At 62.2% G+C, this 11509-nt stretch carries 6 protein-coding genes; 2 read left to right on the top strand and 4 right to left on the bottom strand.

The window, feature by feature from the left end; all coding sequences use genetic code 11:
- Together KA184_14850 and KA184_14845 are read left to right on the top strand one after the other, a co-directional pair.
- Positions 1-2562 (top strand): hypothetical protein (locus KA184_14850; GenBank protein ID MBP8130855.1); only part of this gene is annotated, 2562 nt, incomplete at its 5' end.
- A 357-nt stretch (positions 2563-2919) separates the two neighbouring features.
- Complete coding sequence (locus KA184_14845) at positions 2920-3885, top strand: DUF1559 domain-containing protein (protein ID MBP8130854.1); 966 nt, start codon at positions 2920-2922, stop codon at positions 3883-3885.
- Positions 3886-3917: 32 nt separating this feature from the next.
- Here KA184_14845 and KA184_14840 read toward each other — a convergent pair whose 3' ends face one another.
- From KA184_14840 to KA184_14825, 4 genes are all read right to left on the bottom strand, one after another.
- Complete coding sequence (locus KA184_14840) at positions 3918-4508, bottom strand: oxidoreductase (protein ID MBP8130853.1); 591 nt, start codon at positions 4506-4508, stop codon at positions 3918-3920.
- 122 nt (positions 4509-4630) lie between these two features.
- On the bottom strand, positions 4631-6391 hold the full coding sequence (locus KA184_14835; GenBank protein MBP8130852.1) for a carboxypeptidase regulatory-like domain-containing protein: 1761 nt from the start codon (positions 6389-6391) through the stop codon (positions 4631-4633).
- A 215-nt stretch (positions 6392-6606) separates the two neighbouring features.
- Complete coding sequence (locus tag KA184_14830; GenBank protein MBP8130851.1) at positions 6607-10623, bottom strand: hypothetical protein; 4017 nt, start codon at positions 10621-10623, stop codon at positions 6607-6609.
- A 302-nt stretch (positions 10624-10925) separates the two neighbouring features.
- The coding region (locus KA184_14825) for a hypothetical protein (protein MBP8130850.1) at positions 10926-11509 on the bottom strand (584 nt) is incomplete at its 5' end.

Genomic DNA, 11509 nt, shown 5'->3' with positions numbered 1-11509 from the left:
GAAGGCGAGGACGAGCTAATCATTGACATCGTCGAGCATGACGGCGCCGCGCGCTACGACGAATACACGAGTTTCGGCGTGCCATTGCCGGAAACCTGGAACGTCACGGATGTGTCAACGTTGCGGCTTGCCACAGTGGACAAGGCGCCGGTGCCGGCGCAATTTGAGGTGCTGGCGCGCTGGGGCGGCGCGCCGGACGATACCGCTGCGCCGGTCAAGTGGGTGTTGGCCGGCTGCTTCACGAATGTCATCTCTTTCGGTACGGAGACCCTGCGGATTGATACGTCCGGTCCCGGACCCGCGCCCGCGGACGCAATTTCCATCAATACCTCCACTCCCGGATTGATGCTGGTCGATACGGGCGCTGCCCAGTTCGCCATCAACACGGACGCGGACTTCAATCTCTTCGAGCAAGTAACAGTGGACGGCCAAGAGATGCTCGAAGCACTGACACCGCGAAACGCCATCGATTACGACCCCGCTGGGCCTCTCTCGATCGTGGGCGGCGGATCGCCAGACTTCACGCCGCGCACCACCAATGTGACCGTCGAACGCAGCGGCCCCTTGTGTGCCGTTGTCCGCGTCGAAGGGAGCATCCTCGACGATAGCGCGCGCGCGCTGCTCGATTTCACCGCGCGGCTCCACTTCTATGCAGGTTCGACGCAGGTTCGCGCCGACTTCACCGTCGAGAACAATCAGCCCGTGGTCGAAACCGTGGACGGTCAACCGGCGAACGCGCACAATCTCGGGGCGGTAAACAGCGTCTACATCGGTTCGTTGGCGCTCAACCTTCGCCTGCGCGACCCGGGCGCGGCAGCTTTGCGCGTCCTGACCGAGAACGACATCGACATCAACGACCCCGCTTCCGCGATTCGCCTCTACCAGGACTCAAGCGGTACGGGCACGTGGGACAACTACACCGGCGACGTGGGCTGGCCCGGCTTCGAAGCTCCGGCCGCGCCCCGGCTGCAAGCGTATTGTACCCTGCCGGGTTATGAGATTACGGGGCCAGGTATCTCGCCGCCCGAAACCGGCGACCAGGCGCTGGGCTGGGTGTCCGCCGGGTTCGGCGCCGCCGGGCCGCGCCTGACCGCCGCCGTGCGCGATTTCTGGCAGAATTTCCCCAAGGCCATCGAGGCCGAACCGGATGGTACGGTCTCCATCGACCTTTTCCCGAATGGCGAACAGTTCCGGCACAATTTCCGCGTCGGCGAGGAGAAGACCCATTCAATCCTGCTCGATTTCGGCGTCGGGCCCATGTCCGGCTCCACCGCTGACAGACTCGCCACCGCATTCAGCCATCCATTGATCGGGCTGGCCTCGCCTGCGTGGTACATCAACAGCGGGGCGCTGGGCGAAGCGCCCGCGGCGGACACGGCGCAGTGGCCGCTCTACGAGCACTACGTCAACACCGCATTCGACCCCAACCCAGATTTCGATCCCGACGTCGATGACCCAAGTTTTGGGAATGGGACACTGCTGGACGCGATTGACCGGTACGGTTTTTACGGCTGGCAGGATTACGGCGATCTGCCGCTCGACTATGAGGGCTTCGGCCCCTCGCACGCAGGCCAGATGAACCTCAAGTACTGGTACACCTTCGGCATGTTCGTACAATTACTGCGTTCAGGCGACGTCCGCTGGTTCAATCTCGGGCGAGCGGCCGCGTGGCATCTCGCCGACGTCGACTACCTGCATATCCCCGACGAGGGCATCCAGCATTGGGTGCATGGCGCCTATTTCGGCCACAGCCAACACGACGAACCCGGCAACCTGAACCCGAACCGGAACTCAAACTCGCCGTCGGTCGACCTGTTTTTCGGAGTGCCCGACCTCCTGCTCGCATACCATGTCACCGGCGAGCAACGCTTCGCCGACGTGGCCCGCGAAGGGCTCGAGGCTATGGAAAGCCTGTCCCAGTTCTCGAACTTCGGCGACCCGTACGACTGGGACTCCGTACTGCAGCGCGAACGCGCGAACCTGCTCATCGCATATATGGAGGGTTACCGGCACACGGGCGATACGCGCTGGCTCGACGACCTGAACGAAGTCGTCGCCACCACGGCAGACCTGTCCAACAAGGGATGGGTTACCGGCCCGGCTGCGTACGGTGCTGCGCATCCCGGCGGCTATCTGCGCATGTTCATGTTCAATCAGATTCTCTGGACGCTCGGGCGGTATCTCGACTTCTGCCAGGAGTATGGAATTGCCGACACTATTCACGTCGCGGACGCGCTGGAAGCGTATGGGGATTTCGTCCTGGATTTCGCGACCGACATCTACCGGCCCGGGCGCGCCTGTCATCCCTACGATGTGGTCTTCGACGGGTCCGACCCCAGTTATCCCGACATCAACAACTGGGCATTGGTCATGGCCGACGGTCTCGCCTACGCTTACAAGCACACGGGACAGACACGGTTTCTCGACACGGCGGCCATGTATTATGCGACCGGGACCATCGACCCGCAGTGGGAGGGTGACCCGCCCGTCTATATCGACACCAAGGGCCTCGTCAACGCGCTGAACTGGGGCTTGGTCTACATGAATCAGGCCGCGAAATAGCAGGTCCCCGTTTGATGGACTGGCGTCGTAGCCCCGGGCCGGCTCCGCGTCCGGTTCAGATTCGATCACCTTCGTTCCGGCCGGTCAATGCCGTGCCGCCGCGTCGCGCGCCTGTTCACCCCGCCCCTATCGCGGTACATTTCCAGTCCGCCAGCGCGGAAACCTGATGACTTCGACATCCGGTGATCGCCTCGGATCTTCACACGAAAGGAAAAAGAGCCGGCAAAAATTCCGCCGGTGTTGCATGCGAAGGCTGTTCGAGAAAACTTGTAGAATAGCCAAGGGACTGTTACGATCACTTCCGCTGGGTACAAGACCCGGCCATCGGGCTAGTCGATCCGCGGGAGGACACCGGGCATGCAGGACCGGGGATTCACACTCATCGAACTGCTGGTCGTAATCGCCATCATAGGCATTCTGGCGGCGATTCTGCTGCCCGCGCTGGCTCGGGCGCGGGAATCCGCGCGGCGCGCAAGCTGCCAGAACAATGTCAAGCAGATTGCCGTCGTCCTGAAGATGTACGCGGACGAGGCGGACGGCAAGTTTCCGTCGTTGCGTATCTGGGAAAACGATTACAGCGATTTCGGTGAGGAATGCGAGGCCAACGAGGGCCTTACGCTCTTCTTCGACGGCAGGCAGGTGTACCCGGAGTATTTATCCGACTATCAGGTGCTCGTCCGCCCGTCGGACAGCGATGCGGCCGAATCGCTGACGGGCGGTTACTTCCACGCGAAACCGGAAAACCCGGACACGTCCCTCGACCCGTGCCGCTTCGACGACAGGTCGTACACCTATTTCTCCTGGGCGCTGCAGGACAGGGACTTCCTGCCCGCAGGCGTCGACGCGAACGGGCAGTCCTTTTCTTCGGCCATCACGTTTGCGTTACTCAGACCCTGGTTGCGTCCGGAGTTTCACACCGTCATGGAGGAACTGATCGTAGCCACCTACGAGCACGTCAACGGCGACGGCGGCCCGCCAGTGGCGGACATGGCCGCCAACAAGACACGGTACGTCGAGAGGGACTTGCAGGACGCAACCGGCGCACTCATGCTCTGTCGCCTGCGCGAAGGCATCGAACGCTTCCTCATTACGGATGTCAACAATCCAGCCGCGACGGCACGGGCGCAGAGCAACGTCTGGGTCTTGTATGACAATGTGGACGCGGCCGACGCGTCAGGGACAAATCATGTGCCCGGCGGCGCCAACGTCCTGTATCTCGACGGCCACGCCGATTTCCTGCGATTTCCGGGCGAGACGCCGGTATCGCGCGCGTGGACCGCGTTCGTCACGGCGGTCAAGCACGATCAACTCAGTCTACTGTAGCCGTTGCGTCATCAACGGCCCCGTTTGTACGGTTATCTCTCTTTGTAGACCGTGTCCACCGCAAGGCCGGCCGCGATCAACAGGATGGCGTTCGCGGGCATGGCCTCTTCGCGCAGGGAAATGATGTAGTTGTCCGCTGAAGTGAGCAATTCCTTGCCGATACCCGCCCATTTCTTCGTGATGACGCCTATTTCGTTCTGGGCTTTGTCCAGGAACCTGAAATTCCAGCCTTTCCAGTCGCCTCTTACCAGCGCGACTTCGTTTCCTAGGGAATCGTAGACGCGGAAAGCCCCGCCAATCGAGAACGCCTTGCTCTTGAACCAGCCGACTACATTTCCGGCGCCATCGCAGATATTGACCCGGGAACGGAACAGGGTCACGCCCCGCCGTATAGAAAAGATTAGCTTGCTTTCGTCTTGCGGATTGGACCCTTCGTAGACGAATACCTTCGTGGGCAAAACACGCTTGTTGATCAGGAATCGCAGTACGTGAATCATCGCGCCCGGCCTCTCCTTGGCGATACCCAGTTGGTCCTGCGTTTCCGGGTCGAGAATGTCGTACGTGTCCGACAGTTTCAAGAAACCCACGTGCTCCCGGATGAGGTACGTTCTTCTATTCAGCATGGAGGCCTTCCTTCTTCCATTTATCGCATGCGGCCCAGCCGTGCTCACGTGAAAACGGCCAGTGCGCCAGCAGGTACGCACCCCCGCGTCGGCTGGCGGTTCAAACAGCCATGCCGCCAGGGTCAGCCATGTTGCCGCGGGTTCGAAACGGATTGCGTGCGTGCCGCGCGCCGCGCCAGTGCGCACAATGCCGCCAAGACAATGCAGAGCGCGGCCGCGCGATCCCACGGCGTCTTGTCCGGGGCAATGACCCCACACCCGCCGCCGTCCGATGGCGGGGGCTGCGCTTGTTGGCCCGTGCCGGCAAGCTGGAAAGAGACGGGGCCGTTGGCGCCGCCGGTGAACGTGGCTGTCCCGCTGAAACTGCCCGCACTGGGCGGTGCAAAGCGAAGAGTGACTTTGACGTTGTTGCCCTGCCCGAGCAAGTAATTTGGGTTGCTCGATATTTGGAAACCAGCCCCCGAGATTGAGGCCGTGCCGGAAACCTGACCACCACCTGTATTCGAGATGGTGAAATCGGCGTCAATGACGGAACCCGGGGTGGCGGAGCCGAAATCATAAGTTGACGCTACGTTCGGCGTTACCCCAATCTTCGCGGAGGGGAACGCTTCCATCTGCAAGGGAACGGTGACCTGCGTAGTGACGTCGGTCACGCTGAAATTGCCCGATTGCGCGGCTTTGTACCCGGTAGCGGTGACCGAGACCTTGTACGTGCCGGTCTGGGTGATCTTGAACGAATAATTGCCGTTCGTGTTGCTTGTGAAGACCTCATCCGTCGGATCAAGCCGCACCGAGGCATTCCGAATGGCGAGCGCGGATACGGAATCACGAAGTTGCACGGTGACCGTAACGTCGACATCGCCGCCCCCGCCGCCCCCGCCCCCGCCGGCGGGGTCCGCTTCCACGGCCTCCGTGTATCCAATGTCGCGCAGCGCGCCAAGGTCTACCGGAGCGTACTCACGCATGACCAGTCCCGTAGGGAATGCGTGCTCCATGATCGCGCCACCCACGATGTTGCCGGTGTCCCAGTGGGCAAGACTGCTGCCAAGACTGAACGGATTGGGCGCATAAATGCCGGGCAGCACGCCTTGGTCATACAGCGCCGTTGCATTCGTGGCATTGAGCCCCAAGTCACGGCTGGTCAAGTCCGCCACAGTCCCCTTGAATGTGGGCGGCGTGCCGGAGAACATGGTCTTCATGCCGGTAATCCGCACAATCCTGCTATCGACCTTCGAATAGACACTGGCGCCGACCAGGCTGGCGCCGGTGCTGTTCGCCAGGCTCAAGAAACCAAGGCCATGCGTCAACTCATGCACCAGCACGGTAAGGAAATCGAATTGATTGAACGCGGGCGGACTCGTGCTGATGTTCCAGTTGTATCCAAAATTGGCTATAACGCGGATTTCCGGAAATCCAACGAACGGTTTCGTGCCGCTCGTGAGACGGGTGAACGCCGTGCCGTTCGTAAAGCCCGTGGAAGAACTGAAAAAGGTGCCCGCGGACGCCAAGGTGCCACTCGCGACATTCAGCGACGGTTCGACACGGACCTCGAGTTCTCCGGTGATGTTGACCACGTTGCTCACGTACAGCAGCGCGTCTTCGAGCCGGGCCTGACGCTGAGCTCCTAGCGTGGTGTGAAAGAAACCTTGCCCTGCGTTGTCCTCATATACGATGTCAAAAGTAATGTTCGGGGTGGTCAGCACCTTGTATAGCCCCGGCCGCGTGCGAAACTTGACCTCGCCAACATCGTAACGCTCAACAGCCCAATGCGGCCCGACAAAGACGACGGAGTCAGCCGCGGCCGTCTCTCCCGGAAAACAGGTCACCAATATCGTGATGATAAGCGCAGCGCCTGTAAGCCGCGCCTCATGACCCTTTAACATAACGGTCCGCTTGGCTCCCTTGTCGCAATTGCTCCTAATGGCCCTGAGCCCCCTCTTGTGCGCGAGAGTCGCCATATCTACACAACAGGACTACGACCCACAGTTTTTCCTATTATATACAATTTGAGGACAAAAAGCACCCGGCAAGGACCTGCCAGCAGCCCGGCGCGAGCGCACAGCTTCACATGTTGCCTGAAACGTCAGTTTTCCGGCATTCATTCCTTTGCAACCAGTAATACATGTGAGACACCGGGCTGCTCGCGGTGGCCCACGCCGGTCGCAAGAGCGATTTCATTGCGTCCGTCGTTGTCGGCATCGCCCACGGCGGGCCACACGGCATCGGCCTTGCCCGGATGAAAGTTCATCAGCAGCGTGCGCTCGACCTGTCCGCCCGTCAGGACCCTGAACAGAAAGACATGACCCAGCCCATTGCCGTTCCAGGGCGGTTCCCCCCGCGTCGTCACGACCAGGTCGTTCCGGCCGTCGTTGTCCGCGTCGGCCACGCACATCATCTTCTCGCCGTAACCGAGGTCGAGGTCCGGGTCTTCCTTCGCGAATACGTACACCGGCGCGGCGGTTTGCGCGTCGACCCGGTATCCAATGATGGTGCCGTCGTTAACGCCCCACTTCCGCTTCCAGGCAACGATGAGCTCCAGGTTGCCGTCGTTGTCCACGTCGCCCGTTTCCAGCGAGCAGTTGAAGCACTTCGTGTCGCCGTAGCCATCAATCACCAGCCGCGGCGGGACTTCGAGTTCGCCGGCGTTGTCGAATTCGAAGATGAGCACTCGGGCGGCGTCCTCGCGATAGCAGTCGCAGGTGAGATACTCGACCTCGCCGTCATTGTCGATATCGGTGATGAAGGAGTCCTCTCCGGAGCCTTGATTGTTGTAGATTTGACGCGGCGACAAGGCGGTCAAGTCCCCGTCGATATCGAAACGGGTGATCTCCCCCGTCCCGCAATAGGCCGAGACGATTTCAAGGGTCCCGTCGCCGTCCAAGTCGTGGAACGCGGCGTTGTGCGCGTACAGGCTGCCGGGCAGCAGCGCCTGGGCGCTCGCGGTCCTGACGACCTCCCGGCCATCGGTTTCAAGCACGTAACAGAATGCGGGACCCGCCGTGTCGCCTTCCTGGCCCGTACCAAGGACCAATTCGTTCTTTCCATCGAGGTTGAGGTCGACGACCTTGACCACGAGGCCCATGCCGGGCGCAGGCGCACGATGCGCCAGGTCCGAGGCAAGCAACCGGGTCTCCCAGGCGCCTTGTTCGTGTTTGAAGCAATACAGGCGGCTGCCCGGGCAACCCGTGGTCACTATTTCGTTCTTGCCGTCGTTGTCCGCGTCGCCTATCTCGACGTCCCAGCCAACGTAACTCTGGTCAACTTCGGTGACGATAGCGCCGCGCCAGCCGGGCGCCAGTTCGCCAAGATCCGTGACATCCAGCGCGGCGCCGTGATCCACACTGGCAGCGGGCAGCAGGCGTACCGGCCCCATCAAACCAGAATCCCACAGCGGCCATTCAGACGCGTCGAAGGGCTTATACCGGATGTTCACGAAATTGGCGTCGTGGAACTTCTTCCAGGCAACGCCACGGCGGTCCATGTCGCGGATGCGATTCGCGGCGAGGTTGGTCACCTCGACAGCGAGCGTGTTCGCGCCCGGCCGCAGGTATGCGCCGATGGACATGCGGAACGGCAAGCTGAACAGCGCGCCAACGTATTGATCGTTGACGTATATCCGCGCGCTTTCGCAGAACTTTCCCAGGTCGAGCAGATAGTCTTCCGGTTTCTCCGCAAGTTCGAATGCCGTCTCGTAGCGCGCTGTGCCCGCAAAGGTCTCCGCCGCGCCGCCGCGCGCCGTCCACGATTCCAACTGACCTGCCGTGTAGTTCTCGGGCAGTTCAGGGCCGCCTTCCAGGAATGTCACGGTCCACGGCCCGGCCACTTCCAGAACCCGCTGGTCCTCCAGCACGCGGCGGTACGGCCATAACGGCCCCGTCAGGCGCCGTTCCGTGAAGGTTCGTAGCACACACGATTCACCCGGCGCGAGTTGCAGATAGCATTCCGTCACGCCGGTGGACACGGTACGCACCGCCGCGATGCCCGCCCGGTTCGGGCTGCGCGGGTCGAGCAACACGGCGGACTGCGCCCGCACGCCGAGGGGAGTCCAGCCGTCCAGGCCTTGGTCGCCGAGGTTGCTCAGGAAGTACACATGGCCGGCCTCGTTCCTCCGCCGGATAAACCGCACACCGCTGTCCACTACCGCCTCCCGGCGCACGCCAGCAGCGGCGAGCAACGCTTCGTAGTCCGCGCCCGCCAGGAAGCGACCGGCGCCCAGACGCGCTTCGCGAACTCCGGGCGTGTCGCTGTCGACGAACACGATTTCCCGAAGCAGTCTTTCGAATTCCACCTGTCTCCTTTCAAGGTCGCCATAACCCGGTACGCTGACCGGCAACTGTCCGGACGCGACGACCGTGGCGCCGCCGTGCGCAAGGTCGACGATCTTGCGCAAGGTCTCCAGCGGCAGATACCGGCATGGGGGCAGCACGATCACGCGATATCCGCCGCCCGGGGCGCGCAACCCCGCTGCTTCGTTCTCAACCGTCGCAAGGAGCCGGTCCGATACATAGTCGAAACCATAGCCGCGCTCCCAAAGCAGGCTTGCCACCGCGCCGAGCCCCCCGCATTGGAGCCAGCCGGAGATGTTGTGCACCTGCAGCGGACGCAGGGTGGCTCCGGCGGGCGCGTCGTGCCACACGTCGTAAACCGGGAAATAGAGGAGTATGTCGTTGTCCGGCGCGCCTGATTGCAGCACCGACTGGCAGCGCGCAATATACGCGTTCAGTTCCGGCAGGTCGCGCCAGATGGGGTTGGACGGGCCAAAATGCGTCGAGGCGTAAAACAGCCAGCCGGGCCACGGGTCGTCCGGCGGCGAATAGATCATCCCATGATAGACAATGTGGTTTGCGCCGCCGACAAAGAGCTGGTCGATTTCGGGCTTGGCCTGTGCGAGCGATTCCCGGAAGTGTTCCGCGAGCCACGTGCACGTCTCGGAGGCTACAAGCGGCTTGCCCGCCACGTGGGCCGACGAGGACGCGAACTTGATCATCAACGGCGAAGGCCGGTCGCCCTGGAAGTCCGGGTCCATGCGCAGCCCCGGAATCGGGAATGCACTTGCCCCGAAAATCTCCGTCTCGGGGATGTCCGCCGCCGCGTAGAGGTCAAGGATATTACCGGGCGAGCCGTGCGCCTGATTGCGCGTCTTGCAGCCAAGCCGGGTACTCCAATCGGCCCATGTCTTCGTGAATTCCAGCAACAATTCGGCCACTGTTTCGCGATAGTCGCTGGTGACGCGCGCGGCAGTATCGTCCGGCGCCTCCGTCAGCAGTTCCGGCAGATGCGGCAGCAAGTCGTAACCACGCCGCTGCCGGAATTCGGCCAAGAGCGCATCGGTCCAGTTCGCGTTGTAATATTCAAACGAATCGTGGTATTGAGATCTCGGCTTGGGGCCGGCATAGTCCGCGAATGCGGCGTCAAACCGCGCAAGATACCGCCGCAACGACTCCGGCGAGTACGGGTCAAGTACGTTGCCCTGTCCGCCCGGCGCGGACCGCTTCACCTGCTGCCCCGTGGGGGCCTGCCGCATCACGTAGACCTTCCAGGACTTTCCACGTTCGGGGACTGGCACAAGCGAGTCCTCGAGACGCGCCTGTCCCCCGTACAGCACCACACACTCCCCCGCATCCGAAAACGCTACGACCGCCTGCGGTGCGGGACCGTCCGCAGGCAGGGAGACCTGCTGTCCCGGCGCGGCCTCTATCACCTGCACGTCAAGCTTGCTTGCGGCGTCGTCCGGCCCGACCTGCGGCCCGCCGAAGGGCCACCCCGTGCCTGTGCTCATATCGACACCCAAGTCCCGCCGATCCGCCTCCGTCACTGCGTATGCGAGCATCTCCATCCACTTTGGACTGAGATATTCGATATTGGCTTCCTCTTTCCCCTTGACGCCGTAGATCGGGATGATATGCATGCCGCCCATGCCGGCGCCGCGGTATTGTTCGAGCACACGGGACAGATTCTCCTTGTCGACGGCGCTGCCCATCCACCACCAATAGGCCCAGGGACGCATTTCGCGCGTGGCCTGTGGCCATGTGAATGCATCGCCGGCGCCATGTGCGGGCAGGACGGCCAGGACGAGAAGCACACTCATAAAAGAAACCAGAAAGTATCTCGACATGCTGCGATCTCCTGCTGGGAAAGGCTGGATTGCGTTTCGCAACAGCCATGATAATAGTCGAAGGGGCCGGGTGTCACGGCCCGGGAATGGGCCCTATCGTGAAGTGCGCACCCTGGAAGGCGCGTGCAAAACACCGTTCAGAGAGCGCGGCGCTTTGCAGAGGATCCCTTTGCTTCCGGACCAGCGTGACGGCTCCCGGCGCTAGCGTGGCCTTCTCATGGCGGGTTTTCACAAAACGTGATTCATGCCTGTCGCAGGGGCGAGGCATGCCCGCCTGTCCGAAACACCGGCAATCCGCGCCGTCAGACCTCGATTCCCCCCACGGCTTGCCGGCCCCAGACCTGGCTGCCTATGCAGAGCGCGCCGCCCTCGTGCCAGAAGAAGTCGACGTCGCGCGAGTGGAACATGTCGGGCCGCTTATAGACGCACAACTCCGGGAACGCGCGTTTCACGACATCGGCGGCCGCATGATACGCGTCATCGTCGATGGCGAAACGGTCCGCGCTGCGGCTGCCGCCACGCCCTTCGGGGATGAACTTGTACAGGTGCCAGGCGTGCAGCCGCGCGCCAGCCTGCTGATAGGCCGCGAGCCACGCCGCAATCGGAAACAGGGCATTGATGTTCTCGGCGGTAACCAGCGTCGACACGGTGACAGACTTGCCCGCCTCACGAATCGTCTCGAGACGACTCAAGATCAACGCGTGATGGCTGCCCTGCCTGCCGCGCGCGAAAGGCCGCATACCATCATGGACCTCCGGGTCCATGCTCTCCAACGGCAGGACGTATCGGTCGATGCAGGAAACATGCGCGAAATCACGGGGCAGCGCGATGCCGTTCGTGCCCACCTGCACGAGGAAATTCATGCTCTTCGCCCGTTCGCTGAGCG

Source organism: Candidatus Hydrogenedentota bacterium (assembly GCA_018005585.1).
GTDB lineage: Bacteria > Hydrogenedentota > Hydrogenedentia > Hydrogenedentales > JAGMZX01 > JAGMZX01.
The sequence above is the reverse complement of the archived record's forward strand: the minus strand, read 5'-3'. Positions and strand labels throughout refer to the sequence as shown.

Excerpts from the sequence above, each read along its gene's own strand:
- KA184_14845 (MBP8130854.1), top strand. The coding sequence starts at position 2,920 with ATGCAGGACCGGGGATTCACACTCATCGAACTGCTGGTCGTAATCGCC.
- KA184_14840 (MBP8130853.1), bottom strand. The coding sequence starts at position 4,508 with ATGCTGAATAGAAGAACGTACCTCATCCGGGAGCACGTGGGTTTCTTG.
- KA184_14835 (MBP8130852.1), bottom strand. The coding sequence starts at position 6,391 with ATGTTAAAGGGTCATGAGGCGCGGCTTACAGGCGCTGCGCTTATCATC.
- KA184_14830 (MBP8130851.1), bottom strand. The coding sequence starts at position 10,623 with ATGTCGAGATACTTTCTGGTTTCTTTTATGAGTGTGCTTCTCGTCCTG.